The 21,397-nt window shown below is 72.8% G+C and carries 22 protein-coding genes and 3 tRNA genes; 18 read left to right on the top strand and 7 right to left on the bottom strand.

Annotated features, from left to right (window positions below; all coding sequences use genetic code 11):
• Positions 1 to 91: 91 nt before the first annotated feature.
• Together ACFO9I_RS07860 and ACFO9I_RS07855 are read left to right on the top strand one after the other, a co-directional pair.
• The gene (locus ACFO9I_RS07860) at positions 92 to 1,858 is read left to right on the top strand and encodes a SulP family inorganic anion transporter (RefSeq protein ID WP_379179508.1); all 1,767 of its coding nucleotides are present in this window, start codon (positions 92 to 94) and stop codon (positions 1,856 to 1,858) included.
• A complete protein-coding gene (locus ACFO9I_RS07855; protein WP_379179506.1) occupies positions 1,855 to 2,475 on the top strand; it encodes a phosphatase PAP2 family protein in 621 nt (206 codons plus the stop codon). The genes ACFO9I_RS07860 and ACFO9I_RS07855 overlap by 4 nt, the downstream gene beginning before the upstream one ends.
• Here the strand turns inward: ACFO9I_RS07855 and ACFO9I_RS07850 are convergent.
• Complete coding sequence (locus ACFO9I_RS07850) at positions 2,454 to 3,812, bottom strand: diacylglycerol/lipid kinase family protein (RefSeq protein ID WP_379179504.1); 1,359 nt, start codon at positions 3,810 to 3,812, stop codon at positions 2,454 to 2,456. The two genes, ACFO9I_RS07855 and ACFO9I_RS07850, sit on opposite strands and share 22 nt — an antisense overlap.
• Before the next feature lie 185 nt (positions 3,813 to 3,997).
• Between ACFO9I_RS07850 and ACFO9I_RS07845 the strand changes: the two genes are divergently transcribed.
• The 7 genes from ACFO9I_RS07845 to ACFO9I_RS07815 all read left to right on the top strand — a co-directional run bounded on the left by ACFO9I_RS07845 (position 3,998) and on the right by ACFO9I_RS07815 (position 12,194).
• Positions 3,998 to 4,999, top strand: coding sequence for a hypothetical protein (locus ACFO9I_RS07845; RefSeq protein ID WP_379179502.1), 1,002 nt, complete (start codon positions 3,998 to 4,000; stop codon positions 4,997 to 4,999).
• A gap of 79 nt (positions 5,000 to 5,078) precedes the next feature.
• Entirely contained in the window at positions 5,079 to 5,597 is a 519-nt protein-coding gene (locus ACFO9I_RS07840; protein WP_379179500.1) for a hypothetical protein, read from the top strand.
• Positions 5,598 to 5,615: 18 nt separating this feature from the next.
• On the top strand, positions 5,616 to 6,728 hold the full coding sequence (locus ACFO9I_RS07835; RefSeq protein WP_379179498.1) for a hypothetical protein: 1,113 nt from the start codon (positions 5,616 to 5,618) through the stop codon (positions 6,726 to 6,728).
• Complete coding sequence (locus ACFO9I_RS07830; protein WP_379179496.1) at positions 6,725 to 7,339, top strand: hypothetical protein; 615 nt, start codon at positions 6,725 to 6,727, stop codon at positions 7,337 to 7,339. Before ACFO9I_RS07835 ends, ACFO9I_RS07830 begins: the two co-directional genes overlap by 4 nt.
• Before the next feature lie 110 nt (positions 7,340 to 7,449).
• Positions 7,450 to 8,850 (top strand): pyridoxal phosphate-dependent decarboxylase family protein, encoded by a 1,401-nt coding sequence (locus ACFO9I_RS07825; protein ID WP_379179494.1) that lies wholly within the window; start codon positions 7,450 to 7,452, stop codon positions 8,848 to 8,850.
• Positions 8,850 to 10,391: a xylulokinase gene (locus ACFO9I_RS07820; protein ID WP_379179492.1), complete on the top strand. Its 1,542-nt coding sequence runs from the start codon at positions 8,850 to 8,852 to the stop codon at positions 10,389 to 10,391. Before ACFO9I_RS07825 ends, ACFO9I_RS07820 begins: the two co-directional genes overlap by 1 nt.
• Before the next feature lie 144 nt (positions 10,392 to 10,535).
• A complete protein-coding gene (locus ACFO9I_RS07815; RefSeq protein WP_379179491.1) occupies positions 10,536 to 12,194 on the top strand; it encodes an alpha/beta hydrolase in 1,659 nt (552 codons plus the stop codon).
• A 66-nt stretch (positions 12,195 to 12,260) separates the two neighbouring features.
• Here the strand turns inward: ACFO9I_RS07815 and ACFO9I_RS07810 are convergent, their stop codons facing one another.
• On the bottom strand, positions 12,261 to 12,875 hold the full coding sequence (locus ACFO9I_RS07810; RefSeq protein ID WP_379179489.1) for a hypothetical protein: 615 nt from the start codon (positions 12,873 to 12,875) through the stop codon (positions 12,261 to 12,263).
• A 222-nt stretch (positions 12,876 to 13,097) separates the two neighbouring features.
• On the opposite strand from ACFO9I_RS07810, the gene ACFO9I_RS07805 reads away from it, so the two are divergent.
• Positions 13,098 to 13,340: a hypothetical protein gene (locus tag ACFO9I_RS07805; RefSeq protein WP_379179487.1), complete on the top strand. Its 243-nt coding sequence runs from the start codon at positions 13,098 to 13,100 to the stop codon at positions 13,338 to 13,340.
• A gap of 275 nt (positions 13,341 to 13,615) precedes the next feature.
• Here the strand turns inward: ACFO9I_RS07805 and ACFO9I_RS07800 are convergent.
• Positions 13,616 to 13,689, bottom strand: a tRNA-Phe gene (locus tag ACFO9I_RS07800).
• A gap of 53 nt (positions 13,690 to 13,742) precedes the next feature.
• Entirely contained in the window at positions 13,743 to 14,225 is a 483-nt protein-coding gene (locus ACFO9I_RS07795) for a MarR family winged helix-turn-helix transcriptional regulator (RefSeq protein WP_379179485.1), read from the bottom strand.
• Positions 14,226 to 14,343: 118 nt separating this feature from the next.
• Here ACFO9I_RS07795 and ACFO9I_RS07790 point away from each other — a divergent pair, with 118 nt between their 5' ends.
• The 5 genes from ACFO9I_RS07790 to ACFO9I_RS07770 all read left to right on the top strand — a co-directional run bounded on the left by ACFO9I_RS07790 (position 14,344) and on the right by ACFO9I_RS07770 (position 16,084).
• Positions 14,344 to 14,502: a hypothetical protein gene (locus tag ACFO9I_RS07790; protein WP_379179483.1), complete on the top strand. Its 159-nt coding sequence runs from the start codon at positions 14,344 to 14,346 to the stop codon at positions 14,500 to 14,502.
• Positions 14,499 to 15,365, top strand: coding sequence for an alpha/beta hydrolase (locus tag ACFO9I_RS07785; protein WP_379179481.1), 867 nt, complete (start codon positions 14,499 to 14,501; stop codon positions 15,363 to 15,365). The genes ACFO9I_RS07790 and ACFO9I_RS07785 overlap by 4 nt, the downstream gene beginning before the upstream one ends.
• Before the next feature lie 62 nt (positions 15,366 to 15,427).
• Positions 15,428 to 15,503: transfer RNA gene (locus tag ACFO9I_RS07780), tRNA-Glu, on the top strand.
• Positions 15,504 to 15,585: 82 nt separating this feature from the next.
• Positions 15,586 to 15,659 (top strand) — tRNA-Asp (locus tag ACFO9I_RS07775).
• A gap of 80 nt (positions 15,660 to 15,739) precedes the next feature.
• Positions 15,740 to 16,084 carry a metallopeptidase family protein gene (locus ACFO9I_RS07770; protein WP_379179985.1) on the top strand — a complete coding sequence of 115 codons (345 nt, stop codon included), beginning with the start codon at positions 15,740 to 15,742 and terminating at the stop codon, positions 16,082 to 16,084.
• 14 nt (positions 16,085 to 16,098) lie between these two features.
• Here the strand turns inward: ACFO9I_RS07770 and ACFO9I_RS07765 are convergent, their stop codons facing one another.
• The 3 genes from ACFO9I_RS07765 to ACFO9I_RS07755 are packed head-to-tail and all read right to left on the bottom strand — an operon-like array spanning position 16,099 to position 17,713.
• Positions 16,099 to 16,422, bottom strand: coding sequence for a fluoride efflux transporter FluC (locus tag ACFO9I_RS07765; protein ID WP_379179479.1), 324 nt, complete (start codon positions 16,420 to 16,422; stop codon positions 16,099 to 16,101).
• On the bottom strand, positions 16,419 to 16,835 hold the full coding sequence (locus ACFO9I_RS07760) for a fluoride efflux transporter FluC (protein ID WP_379179477.1): 417 nt from the start codon (positions 16,833 to 16,835) through the stop codon (positions 16,419 to 16,421). Before ACFO9I_RS07760 ends, ACFO9I_RS07765 begins: the two co-directional genes overlap by 4 nt.
• On the bottom strand, positions 16,832 to 17,713 hold the full coding sequence (locus ACFO9I_RS07755; protein ID WP_379179475.1) for an ATP-binding protein: 882 nt from the start codon (positions 17,711 to 17,713) through the stop codon (positions 16,832 to 16,834). Before ACFO9I_RS07755 ends, ACFO9I_RS07760 begins: the two co-directional genes overlap by 4 nt.
• A gap of 319 nt (positions 17,714 to 18,032) precedes the next feature.
• Here ACFO9I_RS07755 and ACFO9I_RS07750 point away from each other — a divergent pair, with 319 nt between their 5' ends.
• The 3 genes from ACFO9I_RS07750 (at position 18,033) to ACFO9I_RS07740 (ending at position 21,373) form a co-directional block, all read left to right on the top strand.
• Positions 18,033 to 19,523, top strand: coding sequence for an NAD(P)/FAD-dependent oxidoreductase (locus ACFO9I_RS07750; protein ID WP_379179473.1), 1,491 nt, complete (start codon positions 18,033 to 18,035; stop codon positions 19,521 to 19,523).
• Between the two features lie 87 nt (positions 19,524 to 19,610).
• Positions 19,611 to 20,153 carry a GNAT family N-acetyltransferase gene (locus ACFO9I_RS07745; RefSeq protein ID WP_379179471.1) on the top strand — a complete coding sequence of 181 codons (543 nt, stop codon included), beginning with the start codon at positions 19,611 to 19,613 and terminating at the stop codon, positions 20,151 to 20,153.
• Positions 20,150 to 21,373: a DUF6986 family protein gene (locus tag ACFO9I_RS07740; RefSeq protein ID WP_379179469.1), complete on the top strand. Its 1,224-nt coding sequence runs from the start codon at positions 20,150 to 20,152 to the stop codon at positions 21,371 to 21,373. The genes ACFO9I_RS07745 and ACFO9I_RS07740 overlap by 4 nt, the downstream gene beginning before the upstream one ends.
• The last annotated feature ends 24 nt before the right edge of the window (positions 21,374 to 21,397 follow it).

Raw genomic sequence — 21,397 nt, 5'->3', positions numbered from 1 at the left:
AGCCTGAGGCGGCGGGTGCTCCTCATGCGGAAGGGATGATGCCCGCGCCCCTCGCGCCACGGGATCATCGGCGCGAGGAGGTGCCACGCGGATGACTGCAGGGGAGCTCACCGGTCGGTCCTCCGGCGTGCGGAGGTACGTGCCCGGCCTGGACGTCGTGCGCGGCTACCAGCGCGGCTGGGTCCGCGCCGACCTCGTGGCGGGCCTCGTCCTCGCGGCCATCCTGGTGCCGCAGGGCATGGCGTACGCCGAGCTCGCGGGCCTGCCCGCGGTCACCGGGCTCTACACCACCGTCGCCTGCCTCGTGGCCTACGCGGCCCTGGGGCCCTCGCGCATCCTGGTCCTCGGGCCCGACTCCTCGGTCAGCCCGCTCATCTTCGCCGCCATCGTCCCCCTCGTGGCCGCCTCGGGCGATCCGGGGTCCGCGATCGTGCTGGCCGGGATGATGGCGCTGCTGGTCGGCGCGGTCGAGATCGGGCTGGGCGTGGCCAAGCTCGGCTTCGTCGCCGACCTGCTCTCGGTGGAGGTCCAGGTCGGCTACATGAACGGCCTGGCGATCACGATCGTCGTGGGCCAGCTGCCCAAGCTCTTCGGCTTCTCGACCGACGCGGACGGGTTCGTCGACGAGCTCCAGGCCTTCGGCGCCGGCCTGGACCAGACGGACGGGACGACGCTCGCGGTCGGCCTGTCCGTGCTGGCCCTGCTGCTCGTGCTGCCCCGCGTGAGCAAGAGGGTGCCGGCCATCCTGGTGGCCATCGTCGGTGCCACGGTGGTCTCGGCGGTGCTCGACCTGTCCGCCGAGGGTGTCGCGACGGTCGGGTCCCTGCCCCAGGGCCTGCCCAGGCCGAGCGTGCCGTGGACCGGGTTCAGCGACGTGGCGCCGCTGCTGGTCGCGGCCCTGGGCATCACGCTGGTCTCGCTGACCGACACGATCGCGACGTCGACCAGCTTCGCCGCCCGCCGCGGCGACGAGGTCCGGCCCAACCAGGAGATGATCGGCCTCGGCGGCGCGAACATCGCCGCCGGGCTCTTCCAGGGCTTCGCGGTCTCGACCAGCGGGTCGCGCACCGCGGTGGCGGAGCAGTCCGGCGCGAAGAGCCAGGTCGCGGGGCTGGTCGGCGCGGGCGCGGTGGCGCTGATGCTGCTCTTCCTCAACTCGCTGCTGGCCGACCTGCCCAAGACCGCCCTGGCCGCCGTCGTCATCGCCGCGGCCCTGTCACTCACGAACCTGCCGGAGGTGCGCCGGCTGTGGCGGGTACGGCGTACGGCCTTCACGCTGTCGCTCGTGGCCACCGCCGGGGTGGTCTTCTTCGGGGTGCTGGAGGGCATCCTGGTCGCGGTCGCGCTGTCGATCCTGCTCTTCTTCCGGCGCAGCTGGTGGCCGCACGGTGTGGTGCTCGGCCGGGACGCGACCGGGGGCTGGCACAAGCTCGACGGGCGCAGCGACCTCGAGGAGCTGCCCGGCATCGCGGTCTACCGCTGGGAGGCGCCGCTGTTCTTCGCCAACGCGGGCATGTTCCGGCAGAACCTCCGCTCGCTGGTCCGCGAGAAGCAGGTGCGCTGGGTGGTGCTGCAGTGCGAGGCGGTGACCGACGTCGACGTCACGGCCGCGGAGAAGCTGGAGCAGCTCGACCGGCAGCTCAACGAGCAGGGCGTGCACCTCGCGTTCGTCGAGCTGCGCGACCGGCTGCGGGTCCTGCTGCTGCGCTACGGGCTGATGGAGACCCTGGACAAGGACCACTTCTATCCTTCGATGGACGCGGCCCTGGAGGCGATCGCCGGTGAGGACGCGGTGACCGCCGAGGCCGCGCTCGACCCGCAGCCCGACCCGGAGCCCGACGGAGAGGACCAGCGATGAGCCGTCCCGAGGACGAGGCCGCGGGGCCGGGCCGACGGGCCGGCACGACGCACCGCTGGCTGGCCGACGCCCGCCGGGTCGACCAGGCCGTCTACACCGCGGTCGCCCGGACGCCCACGCCCGCGCTCGACCGGAGCATGAGCCGCCTGTCCCGGGCCGCCGACCGGTCCGGCCTGTGGCTGGCCACCGCGGGGGTCCTCGCCGTCGTGGGCGGCCGCAGCGGCCGGCGCGCGGCCGCAGAGGGCCTGGTGTGCGTCGCGGTGAGCAGTGCCGTCGTCAACCTGGGCGTCAAGCGCCTCGGCGGCCGGGCCCGGCCCGACCGCGAGGGTGCGCAGGTGCCGCTGGACCGGCACGTGACGATGCCGACCTCGCTGTCGTTCCCGTCGGGGCACTCCGCATCGGCGTTCGCGTTCGCCACCGGGGCCGGCACCCGGTTGCCCGTGGTCACCGTGCCCCTGCACGGGCTGGCCGGGGTCGTCGCGTACTCGCGGGTCCACACCGGCGTGCACTTCCCCGGTGACGTGCTGGTGGGGTCTCTGCTCGGCACCGTGATCGCCCAGCTGACGACGAGGCTGACCGGCCGGGCGGCCGGCCGCTACGCAGCCTCGCGCGGCTGATCGTCGGGCACGGCGAGGCGGCGCAGCGTGAGCGCCTGGTGGCGCAGCAGCCGCAGGTCGAGCGGCGGCCGGTGCGCGGGCACGCCCGGCCGGCTCCGCGGGACGCGCACCCGTAGCGCCAGCGGCAGGATGGTGCAGCGCACGGGCGTCGGCATCAGCACGGCCTCGCCGTCGATGCCGACCGGGATCTCGGGCACGTCCGCCTCCACGACGACCTCGTGGGCCAGGGCGGTGCTCAGCCCCCGCGCGTGCCGGCCGTTGAGCAGGCCGGCCGCCCTCGCCGCGGAGTCGACGGTGATCGCCACGACGCCGAGCCGTCCGGTGTCGAGCCGGGCCCGCCGGCCCAGCCCGGCGAGGTCCCCGAGACCGTAGGGGTTGTTGCTGACCAGCAGCGCCTGGGGCGCCTCGACGGTCAGCTGGCCGTCCACGTGCGCGACCAGCCGCGGCCCGCGGTGCCCGGCCAGGATGTCGGGCAGCAGCTGCAGCGTGGTGCCGCGCTTGTCGTCGCGGTACGCCGGGCTCTGCACGATGTCGGCGTACGCGCCGAACGAGACGTTGTTGACGAACGTCCGGTCCCCGATCAGGCCCAGGTCGACACGGAGCTCGACGGCGTCGCTCAGCGCGTCCAGGCAGGCGTCGGGGTGCTCCCGGTCCAGCCCGAGGTCGAGGGCGAAGTGGTTGCGGGTGCCTGCACTGACGACGAGGAACGGGAGGTCGAGCTCGGCGGCGATCCCGGCGACCAGTGCCTGGGTCCCGTCGCCGCCGGCCACACCGAGGAGGTCCGCCCCGTGGGCCGCGGCGGTGCGGGCGAGCTCGGCGATGTCCACGTGCTCCGGGCCCTCGAGCAGCGCCACCTCGGCGCCGAGGCCCGAGGCCAGCGTGTCGAGGCCGAACCGGCCGACCTTCCCGCCACCCGAGCGCGGGTTCATGATCAGGAACGGCCGCGACGGGGGAGGCACCGGCGTCTCGGGCATCCCTTCGACCGGCCGCGAGCGCTCCGTCGCAGCGCGCGCCGCCGCGAGGGCGGCAGCGGCGAGCAGCAGCACGACGACGATCTCGAGCAGGTGGCCGCGGGCGACGTAGAAGCCCACGACCCCCAGGGGGCCCGCGACCGCGACCGCGGCGCCGACCCAGCGGCGCACGCCACGGTTGCTGAGGAACCACCAGAGGCCGGCCAGTGCGAGTCCCGTCCCCAGCACGCCCACGACCAGCACGGTGATGCTGCTGCGGCCGCCGGCGAGCAGGGCGAGGACCGCCCCGGCCGCCGCGACGAACGCCAGCCTCGCCAGCCATCGCTGGCCGGACGTCACCGCGGGAGCCGTCGTCGTCGTACCCATGCGGTGAGCGTCTCCGGTGCCGCGGCCGGCGGCCAGAGACGATGGTCCCCCCGCGCGGGCGCCGACGGTCCGCATCCCGACCCGACGGATTACCCCATTTCGGGGACGGATCGGCCGGATCCCGGCATCCTGACAGCGACACGGACCAGCGGGCGGGGGCGGAGCTCATGGAGGGTCGCAGGCGCATGCGCATCTCACGTCACCGGTCGCGGACCGGCCCTGTCGCCCCGGCGCCGGCCCTGGTGCTGGCCCTGGTGCTGGCCCTGGTGCTCTCCCTGGGGCTGGCCGGGCTCGTCACCGTCCCTGAGTCGGCCGCGGCGACGCGCGGCGGCGGGCACGACCGGGGCTGGTGCCGGCGGCACCTGTGCCCGGAACCGATCGCCACCCCGACCCCGGCGGAGGGCCGACCGCTCTGGGGCGGCACCGTCTTCCGGGCCGGCGGGGAGACCTACGAGCACGCCTACCAGCGGGTGCAGGCGGCTTACGGCGGCCTCGACGCGATCCGGATGTTCTTCCCCGGCCTCCCGGCGACCTGGGCGAGCATCGACCAGAAGGTGCACGGCACTCCGGTGGTGGTCTCCTTCAAGGCCGACCCGGCCGCGGTGGTCGCGGGCCGGTACGACGACCGGTTCCGGCAGTGGTTCGGCGAGGCGCCCCGGGGTCGGGTCACGCACTGGACGTACTGGCACGAGCCCGAGAACGACGACGTCGACCTCGCGACCTACCGCCTGGCCTGGCAGCACCTCGACGACCTGGCCGACGAGGCCGCCAACCCCGACCTGCGCTCGACGCTGATCCTGATGTGCTGGACGCTGAGCCCGAAGTCCGGTCGGGACTTCGCCGACTACTACCCGGGCGGCGGGAGCATCGACGTGCTGGGCTTCGACTGCTACAACAACGGCCGTCGCAAGGGCGTCTACCGGGACCCGGCGAGCATCCTCTCGCCCGTGCGCGCCGTCGCCGAGCAGCACGGCAAGCCGTGGGGGATCGCGGAGTTCGGCACCACCGTGGTCGACACGGACGGGGGCGAGCAGGGCCGCGCGGAGTGGCTGCGCGGCATGGCCGACTTCGTGCGCGACAACGGCGGCGTGTTCGCGACGTACTTCGACTCCTTCGTCGGATTCGACTACCGACTCCACGACGACACCTCGAAGCGCGCGTGGCGGGAGATCGTGACCAGCGACTGAGGTCCGACAGGCGCCGGGTTTGGACGGGGCGCCGGTCGGGCAGGACACCCTCGTCGCACCATCGCCGAGGGGGAAACGCATGGGATCCGATCCGTACGAACCGGGCTACCGTCCCGACGGGACGAGCTCGCGGGGCAACCTGGGCGACGTCGGTCACGGCAACCAGTTCGGCCTTGACCTGTACAGCCTCTACAAGGCGGGACGTCTCCACTTCCCGGCCCAGGCAGAGCGGTTCTCCGGCCTGGCCTCCGACGCCCAGTACGCCGGCCACGGGGTCTCGTCGGTGCAGGCGGCCGCCGGCAACCCGGCGGCCCTGTCGAAGATCCTGGAGCTGCGCGAGCGACTGCACCTCGCGATCTACAAGACCACTCTCGCCCTGCGCGACCTCGGGCCGGTGCTGGTCAAGGTCGCCGACGACTACGCCGCGACCGACGAGGACGCCCGGACCGCCTTCCGGGCGATGTTCGGCCAGGTCTCGGAGCAGAACCTGTACGCGGACCCGCCGGTGAGGGTGCCCGACCCGCCGCGGCCGGACGAGCCCTACGAACCGCCGAGGGAGACCATCCCGAAGCCCGGCGGCCGCCAGGTCCTGATCTGATCCCGAGGACGTGACGACATGAGCGAGCCCCAGGTCCCCTTCAGCGACAGCGAGTTCTCGAGCAAGTTCGACGAGTTCGAGACGTTGCTGGTCGACTTCGGCACCATCACCCTCGCGCTCGACGCCTACCAGGCCAACCAGGACTGGCACCACGAGTCGACGATGGGCGTCGAGTACCGCACGTCGGTGATGGTGGGCGAGAAGTACCCCTTCTCGCTCACCTTCACCCTCTACGACTTCGAGGCGGGCAGCGAGGACGCCGCTCGGGCGCACTGGGAGAAGGAGCGCAGCGGCTGGGCGTCGTACGCGGACGGCTGGGCCCGGGGGAAGGTCGCCGAGCTGAAGCCCCGCTTCGACACGATCATCGATCCGTGGCCGGGCCACCTCGAGAGCGCCGCCTCGGAGTTCGAGGACATCCGGATCGTCCTGGGCACCCAGGTCCCCGACGACTTCGCGCAGCTCGACTACTCGGAGAGCCACTGGGAGGGCCTCACGGCCACGAACTTCTTCAACAACTTCTACAACCTCATGCCGCAGTGCGTGGACAACCAGGCCTGGGTGGCGGAGATGCTGCAGAACGCCTGCGGGGCCGCCAAGAGCGTGATCGACATGGGACGCAACAGCGCCATGAACACCGTGGCCGCCATGGTCTCCCGCGCCGACGAGGCGCTGCGTGCCCGGCAGGACGCGCACAGCATCTCGCCGACGGAGTTCCTGACGATCACCAGCACGATCCTGGACCTGATCGACATCATCCCGATCGCCGTCCCCGACTCGATGCAACAGTACGTCGAGAAGTTCGACGAGGTCACGGGGGACGCCCGGTCCACGGCCTCGACGCTGATCGGCTACGCGGAGGACAGCATCCCCGAGAAGTCGGCGGTGCCGCAGACCGCCGCTTCCCAGCGACCGGAGGGCGTGGTGGCCGACTTCCACACGGCGATCGACAGCATCGGGGACAACCTGACGAAGGCCTGGGACCAGCTCGACGTCGACTACCTGGTCAAGGTGGACAAGAACATCGACGCACTGGAGGAGCTCTCGCTGCTGTGGCTCAGGAGCCCGGACCTGGCCCAGGGCCCGGGTGGTCCCGGCGGGTTCCACCACAACTCCAGCAACCAGTACCAGTGACGCCGAGGGGAGGGCCGCGGACGGTGCGGGTGGCGGCCGGGCTGGCCTCGGTGGTGGCTCTGGCGGGCCTGCTCGGCGGCTGCGGCGAGGAGTCCCCCTCCTGGGGGGCCGTCGACACGGACACCTGCGGGGAGCTGGACCTGACCGGTCTGGTCGGCGACGCCTACCCGTCCCTGCCGGCGGCCGAGGCCAGCGCCGACGAGACCTCGGACGGTGGCAGCAGGGGTGCGGTGTGCCTCGCCAGGGCGGACACCCCCGACGGCGGACGACTGGTGGTGCAGGTGGAGCTCTCCTCGCGGTCCGACGGCGGGAAGAACTCGCTGTACGACCTGCGGGACGGCGGGCAGGTCGGCCTCGACGGCACCATCCACGAGGTCGACCCCAGTCCGGTGGAGGGCTGGTGGCAGGAGGGGGTGAGCGTCGTCGCGACCACCTCCGACACCGCGCCCGCCTCGGCGAGCGTGGGGCTCACCGTCCGCGACCGCAATCTCGTGGTCGCCGTGCGCGTCTCGGACAAGCGCGCCGGTGGGGCCTCCGCCGACGTCGAGGCCGACCGCGACCTCGCGGACGCGATCCTCGACGCCGTCCCGGACGTCGTGCCGCAGACCTGAGGTCGCACCGCAGGGCCGTCAGGCGGTCGGCGCGCGGGACCACTGGCCCTGTCCCGTGCGCGCAGGGCCCGCGGAGGGTGGAGGCATCCCGAACCCCGCGGAGGTGAGCGATGGCGGAGAGCGACTTCCCCTACGCCGACAGGTTCCCGGTGCATCGGGTGCTGCCCGAACGGGGGACTCCTCGCGAGGACGTGCTGGCCGAGCTGCGGGCGATGGCCATCGAGGAGGACGCGTTCTGGGAGACGGGGAAGTGCTCCGGGACGATGTACTCCGGCGACCACGAGCACTACCGCTTCCTGACCGAGGCGTTCGGCATGTTCGCCCACGTCAACGTCCTGCAGCGCGACATGTGCCCGAGCGCGACGAAGCTCGAGGGCGAGATCATCGCGATGGCGCTCGACCTGCTGCACGCCGAGGCCGTCACCGACGGCACCCCCGGTGGGCTGGTGACCACCGGCGGGAGCGGCAGCATCCTGCACGCGGTGCTCGCCTACCGGGAGCACGCCGCGGCCCGCGGTGTCACGGAGCCGCGCTTCGTCAAGCCCGAGACCGGGCACCCCGCCTTCGACAAGGCCTGCCGGCTGCTCGGCATCGAGCTGCGGACGGTGCCGGTCGACCCGGTGACGACCGTGGTCGACCCCGACCGGATGGCCGCGGAGATCGACGACCGGACCGTCGCGATCATGGGGTCTGCCTGCAACTACGGCTACGGCACCATCGACCCGATCGCCGAGCTCGCCGAGCTCGCGGCGAGCCGGGGCGTCGGCATGCACGTCGACGGCTGCCTCGGCGGGTTCATCCTCCCGTTCGGCCAGGAGCTCGGCTACGACATCCCGGTCTTCGACTTCCGGGTCCCGGGCGTCACCAGCATCTCGGCCGACACCCACAAGTACGGCTACGCGTTCAAGGGGACCTCGACCGTCCTCTTCCGGGACAAGGCGCTGCGCGACGCGCAGTACTTCCACCTGCCCGGCTGGAGCGGCGGCAAGTACATGTCGCCCGGCATCGAGGGGTCCCGCTCGGGCGGGCTGCTGGCCGAGACCTGGGCGGCCATGGTCCAGCTCGGCCGCGAGGGGTACCTCGAGCACGCGCGCGCGATCTTCCGCACCGCGGACCGGATGAAGGACGTGGTCCGCTCGCACCCCGAGCTGCGCATCATGGGGAGCCCGACGTTCTGCTTCAGCTTCACCTCCGACGACTTCGACATCTACCACGTCGCCGACTTCATGCGCGGGCGCGGCTGGCGGTTCAACGGCCAGCAGTACCCCAACGCGATCCACATGGCCGTGACCGGGCCGCAGACCCAGCCCGGCCTGGTGGACACGTTCGCCGAGGACCTCGACCAGGGGGTGGCGTACGCCCGGCGCGCCGAGGCCGCGGGCCAGCAGGCCTTCTCCGGCGCGATCTACGGCGGGGTGCCCGGCGGCATGAGCCTGGAGGCGGAGGAGTTCATCGTCGCGGTCATGGACGACATGCTCGACACCGAGCTCTCGGTGCCGCCGGGGTCCTGATGCCCACGCCCGGGGGTCGCCTGGTGCTCGCGGTCGACCTCGGGTCGAGCAACGTCAAGGTCGGGCTGGTGACGCTGCGCGGCGAGGTCGTCGCGTGGACCTCCGAGCCGCTGTGCACCGACCTGGGCCCCGGAGGACGGGTGACCCAGGACGCCGCGGAGTGGTGGCGGGTGGTCACGGCGTCGGCACGCCACTGCCTGGCCGAGGCGGCCGTCGACGGAAGCCGGGTCGCCGCCGTGTGCGTCACCGGGCAGTGGGCCAGCACGGTGCCCGTCGACGCCGCAGGGTCTCCCGTGGGCCCGTGCCTGATGTGGAGCGACACCGAGGGGGCGGCGTGGTCCCGTGCGGTCGTCGGTGGCCACGTCCAGGGCTACCGGGCGACCGCCCTCGCGACGTGGGTACGACGTACCGCCGGCGTCCCCTCCACGTCCGGCGCCGACCCGGTCGGGCACATGCTGCACCTCGGGCACGACGAGCCCGAGGTCGCCGCGGCCGCCCGCTGGTACCTCGAGCCGGTCGACGCCCTCGCGATGCGGTTCACCGGGGTGGCGGCGGCCACGCCCGCCTCGATGACCGCCGCGTGGCTCACCGACAACCGGCATCCCGGGCGGCTCGCCTACGACCCGGTGCTGGTCCGCCGGGCCGGTGTCGACCCCGGTCGGCTGCCCCCGCTGGTCGCGACGGGCAGCGTCGTGGCTCCGGTGCGCGCCGACGTCGCCGCGGAGCTCGGGATCTCGCCGGAGGCCGTGGTGGTGGCCGGCGTGCCCGACCTGCACGGCGCGGCGCTCGGGTCCGGCTGCGTGCGCGACCACGAGGCGCACCTCTCGATCGGCACCACGGCCTGGGTCAGCTGCCCGCTGCCCGACAAGAAGACGGACCTGCTGCGGCAGATGGCGACCGTGCCGGGGCTGCGGCCCGACCGCTACCTGCTCGGCAACAACCAGGAGACCGCCGGCCGCTGCCTGGAGTGGCTCGCCAGGGTGCTGGCCGACGGCGGTGGGCCGCCGGCGTACGACGACCTGCTCGCGCTGGCGGCGACCTCGCCGCCCGGGGCCGGGGGCATCGTCTTCACGCCCTGGCTGGCGGGGGAGCGCTCCCCGGTGGACGACCGGGCCGCGCGGGGCGGCTTCCACCACGTGTCGCTGTCCAGCACGCGCGCCGACCTGGTCCGCGCGGTGCTGGAGGGGGTCGCGCTCAACGCACGCTGGCTGCTCGAGGCGGCCGACCACGTGGCCGGCCGACGGCTCGAGCCGCTGCGCCTGGTGGGAGGCGGGGCCCGGTCGTTGCTGTGGTGCCAGGTCGTCGCCGATGTCTCCGGCCGTCGCGTCGAACGCGTCGCGCAGCCGCTGCTGACCGGGCTCCGGGGCGTGGGGCTGCTCAGCGGCCTGGCGCTGGGGGAGATCGGCTGGGCCGAGGTGCGGGACCTGGTGCCCGTGGACGCCGTGCTCCACCCCGACCCCGGCACCAGGGAGACCTACGACCGCTCGTTCGCGGCGTTCGTCCACCTCTATCGCGCGCAGCGGCGGATCTTCGGCGCCTGACCACGGGTCGTGTGCAGGGCCCGTCATGGCGCGTTCCCGGGCACGAGTCGTCAGGGCGCGGGTCTTCCGCGAACCCGCCCTGCCGTGGTTGGTTGTCCGGGGGCCACACCCCCGGCCCCAGGAGAACCAACGGGAGGAACCTCGATGAGGAAGCTCGTCAGCGCGGCCGCGGTTGCGGCCCTGGTGGGCGCGGGTGTCGCCACCATGGGCACCGGCGCCGCGAACGCACACCAGGCGCCGGTCGCCAGCAGCGCCGTCCAACACTCGCTCAAGCACGTCGCGGCACGTGGCTACCAGCCGCCGCCGATCACGTGGGGCGAGTGCGCGTCCCAGAGCCTGCAGGACGCGGGCGCGAAGTGCGGCATGGTCAAGGTGCCGCTCAACTACGACCGCCCGCAGGGTCGCAAGATCCAGCTGGCGGTCTCGCGCATCAAGCACAAGACGTCCAAGGCGGACGCCCAGGGCGTCATGCTGGTCAACCCCGGCGGCCCCGGCGGCTCCGGGCTCGGCCTGGCCCGGCTCGGCGCCTACGTCCCCAACGGTGGCGGTGACCCGTACGACTGGATCGGCTTCGACCCGCGCGGCGTCGGCAGCAGCAAGCCCTCCCTGAGCTGCGACGGCGACTACTTCGCCGCCGGTCGGCCCACCTACGTGCCGGTCACCCCGAAGATCACGGACTACTGGCAGGACAAGGCGGTGGGGTACTCCGTCGCCTGCAAGGACACGAATCTCCGGCTGCTCAAGAACACCGACACCCGCACCTGGGTCAAGGACATGGAGAGCATCCGCAAGGCGCTGCACGCGAAGAAGATCAACTACTACGGGTTCTCCTACGGCACCTACCTCGGCCAGGTCTACGCCACGATGCACCCCGACCGGGTGCGGCGGTTCGTCTTCGACGGCGTGGTGAACCCCGAGGACGTCTGGTACGACGCCAACCTCGAGCAGGACAAGCAGTTCGACAAGAACATCGACATCTTCTTCGACTGGGTGGCCAGCCACGACGACGTCTACGGGCTCGGCACCGACGGTGACGCCGTGCGCGCCATCTACTACGACGTGCTCGACAAGCTGACCAAGAACCCGGAGCCGGACTTCGGTGCCGCCGACTGGAACGACGTCTTCGTGGGCGCGGCCTACTACGTCTATGGGTGGGACGACACCGCGCACATCCTCGTGGCCGCCGCCCAGGGCGACCTCGGCCCGGCCAAGGAGTACTACGGCGACCCGACCGGTCCCGGTGCCGACAACACCTACGCCAACTACCTCGCGGTGCAGTGCGCGGACGCGCCCTGGCCGGCGAGGTGGAGCACCTGGAAGCGCGACAACCAGCGGCTGTACGCCACGGCTCCGTTCCTCACCTGGAACAACGCGTGGTACAACCTGCCCTGCCGCACCTGGGCAGCGCCGTCGGGCAAGCCGGTCAACGTCAAGGGCCAGCACGTCAAGCCGATCCTGCTGATCGAGGAGACCAACGACGCGGCGACGCCGTGGGCGGGCGCGATCGAGGTGCGCCAGCGGTTCCCGAAGTCGGTCCTGATCGAGGGCGTGGGCGGTACGACGCACGCCGGGTCGCTCTCCGGGGTCTCCTGCGTGGACAACCGGATCGCGAACTACCTGCTCACCGGTCAGCTGCCGAAGCGGAGGGCCGGTGACAACCGGTCCGACGTGAAGTGCGCCCCGGTGCCGCCGCCGGACCCGACGCCGGCGACCCCCTCCGCGCGCAGCCTCCGCGCGCCGGTGCAGGACGAGAACACCGGCACCCTGCGTGACCTGATCACGGACGCGATCACCAAGCGCTGACGTCAGGCAGGCAAACGACGAGGGCCGCAGCCGGTGATCCGGCTGCGGCCCTCGTGCGTCGTCGTGTCAGCCGCGCGGGCGGGCCTTGCCGCGATTCTTGTAGAGCTCGACGAGCATGGCGGTGACCTTCTTCTCGGTCGGCAGGATCGCCGTCCGCGTGTAGGTCTGGTTCTTGCAGGTCGGGCCGCCGTCGTTGACGATCACGTAGGTGAACTTGAACCGCCACCCTGCTTGGTAGATCCGCATCCGGGAGGTCTTCCCGGAGGGGAGCGAGACCAACTGCGACCAGGTCTTGGTCTGGGTGTTGCCGGTCGTGGTGCTCCGGTTCCACTGGTGGTTGTACTTCGTGCTCACGTTGCCGATGCCGAAGTTCAGGCCGCCCCCGGCCTCGGCGGTGTCGGCCGAGCCCTTCGTCCGCGACGTCTGGTCTCCGTCGGACTCCGAGTAGCCCTGCTGGCCGCCCTGCTGCCACCCGCTCGGGTTGCTGGGCGAGCTGAAGTGGTTGCTGGTCGGCATCCACACTGCAGCGCCGCGCTCGGTGCTCTTGACGAAGGCGTGGTCGTGCACGCACATGCGAGCAGGTGTCGCCTCGGCCGGCGAGGCGGTGACGGTGAGCGGCGTGAGACCGGTGGCCGTGAGGGCGCCGGCTGCGAGCAGGCGGCGGGTGCGGGCTTGGGGCATGAAGACCTCCGAGAGTGGTGGAGCGCGCCCCCGTTGACGCGCCCACCGCACCTTCCCTGCGGGGGGCCGACCCAAACCGGTCGCCGCGGGCCTTTGGCCCCTGTCGTCGGCGCCGGGCGGGGCACGCACCTGGGCTCCTTCACGTGGGCGTCGAGCCACTGCAGCCTGGTCACGTCACTGGACCCGCCGGACGTGGCCGTGTCGAGCGGCCGCCTGCAGTTTGTGGCGTCAGACGGCGACGTCCTGCGCGAGGACTACGTGAGTGCCGGTGACATCACGCTCGAGGGTGACCGGCTGTGCGTGGACACCGCAGCGACGTTCGCCGGGGGCACGGGCCGCTTCGCCGAGGCCTCCGGGCCCGCGCTGGAGCACGCGTGCTGGCCCGCCTCGATCCAGGGGCCCGTCATCCACGACCTGGTCATCAGGTCCGTGGGACGCATCGCCTTCGACGCTGCCGCACGATGAGGCGGCGGCGAACTACGCTCGTGGTGTGGACAGGTGCCCCGTGTGCGGACACGCGGCCAAAGCCGAACGCCGGTCGTTCGTCGACCGGCTGTGGGGGCTGAGGCCCTACTGTCCCGAGCCCGTGGGGACCGCCGACAACCTGCGTGACGCGTGTGGGTGCAACGACCCCTGGCACGTGGCGGGGACCTGAGGGACCGGTCCGCGGGAATCCTCGTGTGAGCCGGCTGGAAGACGACGAGAGCCGCAGGTCGATGACCTGCGGCTCTCGGTGCTTGTGGGCAGGGGCGGGGTCGAACCGCCGACCTTCCACTTTTCAGGCGGACGCTCGTACCAACTGAGCTACCTGCCCAAGCAGGCGTCACCATACCGGAGGGGCGGGCGCCCGGCGAAAACGGGCCCGGGTCAGGATGACTCGCGCCGGTGCACGAGCTCGGTGACCTCGGTGGCGGCGTCGTCGATCCGGACCAGCAGCTCGCGTGCGCGGCCCCCGTCGGGGCCGAGGGCTTGGTCGAGGTCGGCCAGCATCCGGCGGAACCGGTCCCGGCACTCCCGCAGGATCCCCGCCCCGGACTCGGTGAGCTCGACCCGGTGCGAGCGGCCGTCGGCGGGGTTGGCGGTGGTGCGCGTGTGCCCGCGCCTGCGCAGCGCGGCCAGGTGCCCGGTGAGCGTCGAGGCGGTGACCCCGAGCCGGTCGGTCAGCTCGCGCGGGGTCAGCGGCGAGATGCCCAGCTGGCTGAGGACGGCGTACTCGGACGGGCGCACGCCGGTGCCGCCGAGCGTCGCCTCCATCAGCTCGCCGATCCGCTGGTGGAGCACGAAGAGGTCGAGGACGAGGTTGCCGTCCGCCGCCCCGATCTGGCGCCCGGGCTGGTGCTCCTCGCTCATGGGGCCATTGTGGTGGTGCCTCGACCTCCGTGCGTGAACCTCTGGAAACAATTACGAACTCGTACTAGTTTGAGGTGCGGGGCCACGAGGGGTCCCGATCGAGACGGGGGTGGGTGGCGTGCTGGTGGCTCTGCTGCTGGGTGGTGGTGGCGGTGCGCTGCTGGCGTGGCGCCGGCTGCGGTCGGGGCGGCGTCGGCCGGCGGGTGCGGGTGCCCGGATCCGGACGGCGCGCTGGGACAGCACCGCTCGCACCCTCGACTACCGGCACACCCGGTGAACGTCGTGCCGGCCGGCCGCGCGCTCGGTCCGCTCGTGTCGCTGCTGCTCGGGCTGGGGTCCGTGACGGGCGGGTGCTCCGCCGACGGGCAGGAGGGGGCCTCGGCCTCGCCGGAGCGGAGCGCCGTCAGCCCGACGTCGACCCCCTCGCCGGCGTACGACCCGTTGCCCTGGCGGGCCGTCGACGGACCGCTCGGCCGGTGCGGTCCGCTGCCCCAGCGGGTCGCGGACCAGCGGTACCAGCTGGTCTCGCTGCGCGGTCCCGCGGGAGCGGTCCTTCCCGCCGTGACGGCCGGGCACGGCAGGACGGTGGCGATCCTGGTCCACCAGACCGACGGCAACGGCCTGTGCGGCTGGCTCAGCTTCGCCCAGCACCTGGCGGGCGTGCCCGGCGTGAGGGCCCTCGCGCTCGACCTGTGCACCTACGGCGAGGCGCGCTGCGAGGGTGGGTACGTCGAGCGGCAGACCGACCAGGTCCGGCTCGCCGTGGACCACGCCCTCGAGACGCTGCACGCCGAGCGGGTGGTGCTGGTCGGCGCCTCGATGGGCGGCAGCCTGGCCGTGCTCACCGCGGCCCGCGACCACCGGGTGGACGCCGTGGTCGACCTGTCCGGCCCCGACGAGTGGGCCGCGCCGGCGGTGCACGTCGCGGCCCGTGGGCTCGAGGCGCCCACGCTGTTCGCCGTCGCCAGGGACGAGGGCGAGGACGAGGTCGCCGCGATGCGGAAGGCGGCGGCGAGCGCTCCCCGGGGCAGCGAGCTCGCGCTCGAGGAGGCCGGGCACGGGTACGAGCTGCTCGAGGAGCCCGACGGACGTCCGACCGGCCTCTCGGGCCGGGTCCTGGCGTGGGTCCGCGGCCGGTAGTCCACGCGTCACGTCGGGTTGGAGCCCGACGCGCGCCGCCCCTATGCTGTCGGGGCAGTCAGGCCCCCATCGTCTAGCGGCCTAGGACGTCGCCCTTTCACGGCGGTAGCACGGGTTCGAATCCCGTTGGGGGTGCCAGCTCAGGCTCGCGAGAGTCCCGATTGGGAGTCACCGGCAACCATGGGTTAGAGTTCCACCCGCTTCACCAGTGAGGCACCAAGGCCCCGTAGCGCAGTTGGTTAGCGCGCCGCCCTGTCACGGCGGAGGCCGCGGGTTCGAGTCCCGTCGGGGTCGCAGATGAACGCTCCGGATCACCAGATCCGGAGCGTTCTTGCATTTGCCGGCACCCCCAGAATGGACCCGTGCCCCTCCAGATGGACCCCGACCGGTTCGACGCCCTCGTCGACCAGGCGCTCGACGAGATCCCCGACGAGATCGCGGCCCTGGTCCACAACGTCGTGGTGCTCGTCGAGGACGAGCCGCCCGAGGACGAGCCCGACGACCTGCTGGGCCTCTACGAGGGGGTTGCGCTGACCGAGCGGTGGGGCACGCCTCCGGTGGAGCTGCCGGACCGGATCTTCGTCTTCCGGGGGCCGCTGCTCGACATGTGCGAGAGCGAGGAGGAACTCGTCGAGGAGGTCCGGATCACCGTGGTGCACGAGATCGCGCACCACTTCGGGATCGACGACGACCGGCTCCACGAGCTCGGCTACGCCTGACCCGGCCGCGCGGCTCAGCCGAGGAGGTAGCCCAGCGCGCACGCCGGCAGCGCGAGCGCCAGGGTGACGACGGCGTACGCCGTACCGCCGGCCGGGCCGCGCTCGTGCGCCTTCACCGCGAACGCGGAGTACGTCGTGAACCCGCCGCAGAAGCCGGTGCCGAGCAGGGCCAGGGCGTGCTCGCCGGGCGCGGCCGCGGTCAGCAGGCCCAGTAGGAACGACCCCACGACGTTGACCGTCAGCGTCCCCCAGGGGAACCGGTGGTCGAGCCAGTGCCCCGCGAGGAGGCGCAGCGGCGCCCCGACCGCGGCACCGAGGGCGACCAGGACCGGGGTCACTCGTTGCCCTCCTCGTCCTCGAACGCCCGCTGGGCCAGCGGGCTCGAGAGCCGGTGCGCCAGGGCCACGACGGCCACGCACGCGAACAGGGTGCCGAGCAGGTAGGTGAGGGCGGTCCCGGTGTCACCGGCGTCGAGCAGGTGGCGGGTCTGCTCGGAGCAGGTCGACAGCGTGGTGTAGCCGCCGAGCACCCCGGTGCCGAGCCCGGCGGCGAGCACCGGGCTGCGGCGTACGGCGTAGAAGGCCGGGAGGGTGGCGAGCAGGAACGATCCGCTCACGTTGATCGCGAAGGTCGTCCACGGGAAGCCGTGGTCGTCGGGGAACAGCTCGCCCAGGCCCCACCGGAGCAGGGCGCCCAGGGCGCCGCCGACCGCGACCGCGGCGACCAGCCGCGGTGGGGGAGGCGGTCTCACGAGACGCTGCTGCGGGGGCTCGGCACGCCGGAATCGTGCCACGCCACCGGGGACTCCCCGATGCTCTGTCGGACGAACTCCCCGAGGAACCAGCGCTGGAACTGCTGCTGCTCGGGGGTGCGGGCCAGGGAGAGGAGCCGCTCCTCGCGGCAGAAGGCGTCGGCGAGGTCGAGCAGCTCGATGAAGTGGCCGATCTTGCCGGCGTCCTCGGCGGGCATGGTGACGTGGAGGTCGGTCAGCTCGCGGCCCTCGCGGATCGCGGCGTCGATCTGGTCGGCGCCCATGCCGTCGCGCAGCTGCCGCTCGAGGGATCCGAAGACGTCGGAGAGGTCCTTGGCGAGCGGGTAGTCGGCCTCGTGGGTGAGCGCGAGCAGCCGCACCTCGCGACGCAGCTCGCGGTAGTGGTGCTGGAAGCGCAGGTAGGTGCGCAGCGGGACGCCGACCACCTTGACCGCCACGTCGTCGGGACGCGGCTCGCGCGGCGCGGGGTCGACCACCCCGGTGATGATCCCCTCGGCGAGCTCGTCGCGGACCTGAGAGCTCGGGGCGAACCACACGACCTTGCCGTCGTCCTCGATCTCGGCGCCCCACGCGTCGGCGCAGCGGGCCACGATGCCCAGGCCGCGGCCGAAGGTCAGCAGCAGCTCGTCCTCGTCGGTGGGGTGGGTCTCCGGCAGCCGCGGCGGCTCGAGCGAGCCGTCCCGCACCTCGACGCGCGGGTGCTCGCGGGTCCCCCGGACGCGGACCTGAATGGGCGGGTCGGCGTGCAGCAGGGCGTTCGTGACGAGCTCGGAGACGCCGAGCTCGGCGCACTCGATGAGGTCTGGACGATCGATGTCCGTGCAGGTGTCGACCACCCAGCGACGTGCGTTCTGCACGCCGCGGGGACCAGAACCCAGTGAGAGGGCTGGCCGGTTCAGCGGCACGGATATCACTCCGGAGGGACGGGGGGTCGATCAGTTCATTGTCCGTCTGTCTACCCGGCTCGGCCGGCAGCGAAACGTGAGTCGTTGAAAGTTTCGGCACCGTCGGGCCGGTCACAGAACGGGGGCGAGGCCCCCGGGTGACCGGCGCCGTCCGGAGTGCCCCGCCTCACCCCCGGGCCGATTGGTCAAGGGGTGGCGTGCAGCGGGACAATGGGGGAGCACGCGGGCCCGTCGGTCACGGCGAGGCCCATCGCCGCGGGAAAGGTTCGGCATGGCAGGCACGCAGACGGAGCAGGGGACGGGCAAGCGCCACCAGGTGGTGGTGATCGGGTCCGGGTTCGGTGGGCTGTTCGGGACCAAGGCGCTGCGCCGGGCCGACGTCGACGTGACGATGGTCGCCAAGACCACGCACCACCTCTTCCAGCCGCTGCTCTACCAGGTGGCGACCGGCATCCTCTCCGAGGGTGAGATCGCGCCGCCGACGCGCGAGGTCCTCAGCGGGCAGAACAACGCGCAGGTGCTGCTCGGCGAGGTCACCGGCATCGACCTCGAGGCCCGCACCGTCACCTCGCAGGTGCTCGGGCGCGAGACGGTGTCGTCGTACGACTCCCTGATCGTCGCCGCCGGTGCCGGCCAGTCCTACTTCGGCAACGACCACTTCGCCGAGTTCGCCCCCGGCATGAAGAACATCGACGACGCCCTCGAGCTGCGCGGCCGGATCTTCGGCGCCTTCGAGATGGCCGAGCTCGGCGCGGTGCGCGGCGACAGTGTCGACCACCTGCTGACCTTCGTGGTCGTCGGTGCCGGCCCGACCGGCGTGGAGATGGCCGGCCAGATCGCCGAGCTGGCCCACCGCACGCTCAAGCGCGACTTCCGGGCGATCAACACCCGCAGCGCCCGCGTCGTCCTCGTCGACGCCGCGCCTCAGGTGCTCCCGCCGTTCGGCCAGAAGCTCGGTGACAAGGCCAAGGCCGAGCTGGAGAAGCTCGGCGTCGAGGTCATCCTCGGTGCGATGGTGACCGACGTCGACGAGCGCGGCATCGAGATGAAGTTCAAGGACGGCCGGGTGGAGCGCATCGACACGGTCACCAAGATCTGGGCGGCCGGCGTCCAGGCCAACCCGCTCGGCAAGACGCTCTCGGAGCAGACCGGCGCGCCGCTGGACCGCGCCGGCCGCATCAGCGTCAACCCCGACCTCACGCTGCCCGGCCACCCCGAGGTGTTCGTGGTCGGCGACATGATCTCGCTCGACAACCTCCCCGGCGTCGCGCAGGTCGCGATCCAGGGCGCGAAGTATGCCGCCAAGGAGATCGACCACCGGATCAAGGGCAAGCCGTCGCAGGGCCCGTTCAAGTACTTCGACAAGGGCTCGATGGCGATCATCAGCCGCTTCCGCGCGGTCGCCATGGTCGGCAAGCTCCGGCTCACCGGCGTGATCGCGTGGCTGATGTGGCTGGCGGTGCACCTCGTCTACATCACCGGCTTCAAGAACCGGGTCACCGCGGTGCTGCACTGGTTCGTCTCGTTCCTGGGCCGCGGCCGCTCCGAGCGCACCACCACCGAGCAGCAGATCTTCGCGCGCAGCGCGCTGGCGCGGCTCAAGCGCGGGGCGACCGACCTGGTCTCCGAGCCGGGCGCGTACGACGCCGCCCGGGCGCTGCTCGAGACCACGCGCCGCGCGGAGCTCGAGGCCCAGGCCGCCGAGGAGGCTCGCCTCACCGACGCCGGCGAGCGCGGCGTCCACCTGGCCGAGCGCCGCTGACCGACCCCCTGGTCGAGCCGGCGCAGCTCGACGTGTCGGCGGGAATCCCGGTGGCGCTGCGTGTGGCCGGGTTGGTGGAATGACGCCATGACCGAGCTGGTGACCCCCGACCTGCGCTGGTACGACGACTGGGTGGCGACGCTGACCGACTTCGGCGCGGAGTACCCGCACGGCTCCGGCTGCGCGCCGGACGGCCAGCCGCTGGACCGGTCGGCCTTCGAGGAGTTCGTGGCCGACAAGCTGCTGTTCGCCGACCCGACCGCCGAGCTGCCCAACGGCTGGGTGAGCTGCGACTACTTCTGGATCGTCGACGCCGGCGAGATGATCGGCTTCCTCGCGCTGCGGCACCGGCTCAACGACTACCTGCTTGAGCAGGGCGGCCACATCGGCTACTCCGTGCGGCCCGCCCGACGGCGCGAGGGGCACGCGTCGCGGGCGCTGGCGCTGGCGGTGTCCCGCGCGGCCGAGCTGGGCCTGGACCGGGTGCTCGTCACCTGCGACGACGACAACCTCGGCTCGCGGCGCACCATCGAGAACGGCGGCGGTGAGCTGGAGGACGTGCGCGCCGGCAAACGGCGCTACTGGATCTCCACGGCCCGTGACAGTGTCGGTGGCATGATCGCCGGGTGACCCACCTCACAGGGCTGCTCGGGGAGCTCGACGCGCGGCTCCGTCGCGCCGACGACGCGCTGGCGTCCGGCTACCCGGGTGAGCGGGGCGTGCGGCAGCCGGTGCACACGGCGTACGTCCCCGCGGACCGGTACGACGCCCGCACCGTCGCCGCGTGGGGCGAGCAGGCGAGCCGGGTCCTCCCGGACTGCGCGGCCGCGCTCGGCCCGGTCGACGAGGCAGTGCTGGAGCGGGTGCGCGGGAAGCTGGCCAGCGAGCCCGTCGAGGACCTGCGCGTCGACCTCGAGGACGGCTACGGCACCCGGCCCGACGAGCAGGAGGACGCCGACGCCCGGGCCGCGGCCCGGGCGCTGGCGCGGTCGGTGCTCGACGGCGACGCCCCACCGTTCCACGGGGTGCGGTTCAAGAGCCTCGAGCGCCCGACCCGGGCACGGGGCGTGCGCAGCCTCGACCTCGTGGTCGGCGCGCTGGTCGCCGCCGGGGCGCTGGGCGACGGCTTCGTGGTCACGCTCCCCAAGGTCACCTCGGTCGACCAGGTGGGGGCGATGGTGCTTCTCTGCGAGCAGCTCGAGGCCGCGCACGGGCTGCCGACGGGACGGCTCCGGTTCGAGATCCAGGTCGAGACCCCGCAGGCGGTGTGCGGGCCGGACGGCACCGCCCTCGTGGCCCCGATGATCCACGCCGCCGGTGGCCGCTGCACCGGCCTGCACTACGGCACCTACGACTACTCCGCGTCCTGCGGCATCGCCGCGGCCCACCAGAGCATGGAGCACCCCGCCGCCGACCACGCGAAGGCGGTCATGCAGGTGGCGGCTGCCGGCACCGGCGTCCACCTCAGCGACGGCTCCACCAACGTGCTGCCGGTCGGGGACGGCGCGCCCGACGCGTGGCGGCTGCACGCCCGGCTGGTGCGCCGATCGCTGGAGCGCGGCTTCTACCAGGGGTGGGACCTGCACCCGCACCAGCTGCCGAGCAGGTACGCCGCGACGTACTCCTTCTTCCGCGAGGGTCTGCCGCTCGCCGCCCGCCGGCTCCGCGCGTACGTCGGAGGCGGTGACGCGGGCTACCTCGACGAGCCGGCCACCGCGGCCGCGCTGGCGGGGTTCGTCCTGCGGGGGCTCGAGTGCGGGGCCGTCGACGAGACCGAGGTGGCCGAGCTCGCGGACGTCGACACCACCCGGCTCGCGGTGCTGGCCCGACGACCCGCGGGTGACCGATGAACGAGCGAGACCGATGAACCGGAA

Origin of the sequence: Nocardioides sp. GCM10023255 (assembly GCF_042653125.1) — a bacterium.
Lineage (GTDB): Bacteria > Actinomycetota > Actinomycetes > Propionibacteriales > Nocardioidaceae > Nocardioides.
Note: the sequence above shows the minus strand (reverse complement) of the source record. Positions and strands in the feature narration are given on the sequence as shown.

Bases quoted from the DNA above. Each gene is read 5' to 3' on its own strand.
- ACFO9I_RS07860 (WP_379179508.1), top strand. From the start codon at position 92: ATGACTGCAGGGGAGCTCACCGGTCGGTCCTCCGGCGTGCGGAGGTAC.
- ACFO9I_RS07855 (WP_379179506.1), top strand. From the start codon at position 1,855: ATGAGCCGTCCCGAGGACGAGGCCGCGGGGCCGGGCCGACGGGCCGGC.
- ACFO9I_RS07850 (WP_379179504.1), bottom strand. From the start codon at position 3,812: ATGGGTACGACGACGACGGCTCCCGCGGTGACGTCCGGCCAGCGATGG.
- ACFO9I_RS07845 (WP_379179502.1), top strand. From the start codon at position 3,998: ATGCGCATCTCACGTCACCGGTCGCGGACCGGCCCTGTCGCCCCGGCG.
- ACFO9I_RS07840 (WP_379179500.1), top strand. From the start codon at position 5,079: ATGGGATCCGATCCGTACGAACCGGGCTACCGTCCCGACGGGACGAGC.
- ACFO9I_RS07835 (WP_379179498.1), top strand. From the start codon at position 5,616: ATGAGCGAGCCCCAGGTCCCCTTCAGCGACAGCGAGTTCTCGAGCAAG.
- ACFO9I_RS07825 (WP_379179494.1), top strand. From the start codon at position 7,450: ATGGCGGAGAGCGACTTCCCCTACGCCGACAGGTTCCCGGTGCATCGG.
- ACFO9I_RS07820 (WP_379179492.1), top strand. From the start codon at position 8,850: ATGCCCACGCCCGGGGGTCGCCTGGTGCTCGCGGTCGACCTCGGGTCG.
- ACFO9I_RS07815 (WP_379179491.1), top strand. From the start codon at position 10,536: ATGAGGAAGCTCGTCAGCGCGGCCGCGGTTGCGGCCCTGGTGGGCGCG.
- ACFO9I_RS07810 (WP_379179489.1), bottom strand. From the start codon at position 12,875: ATGCCCCAAGCCCGCACCCGCCGCCTGCTCGCAGCCGGCGCCCTCACG.
- ACFO9I_RS07795 (WP_379179485.1), bottom strand. From the start codon at position 14,225: ATGAGCGAGGAGCACCAGCCCGGGCGCCAGATCGGGGCGGCGGACGGC.
- ACFO9I_RS07770 (WP_379179985.1), top strand. From the start codon at position 15,740: ATGGACCCCGACCGGTTCGACGCCCTCGTCGACCAGGCGCTCGACGAG.
- ACFO9I_RS07750 (WP_379179473.1), top strand. From the start codon at position 18,033: ATGGCAGGCACGCAGACGGAGCAGGGGACGGGCAAGCGCCACCAGGTG.
- ACFO9I_RS07745 (WP_379179471.1), top strand. From the start codon at position 19,611: ATGACCGAGCTGGTGACCCCCGACCTGCGCTGGTACGACGACTGGGTG.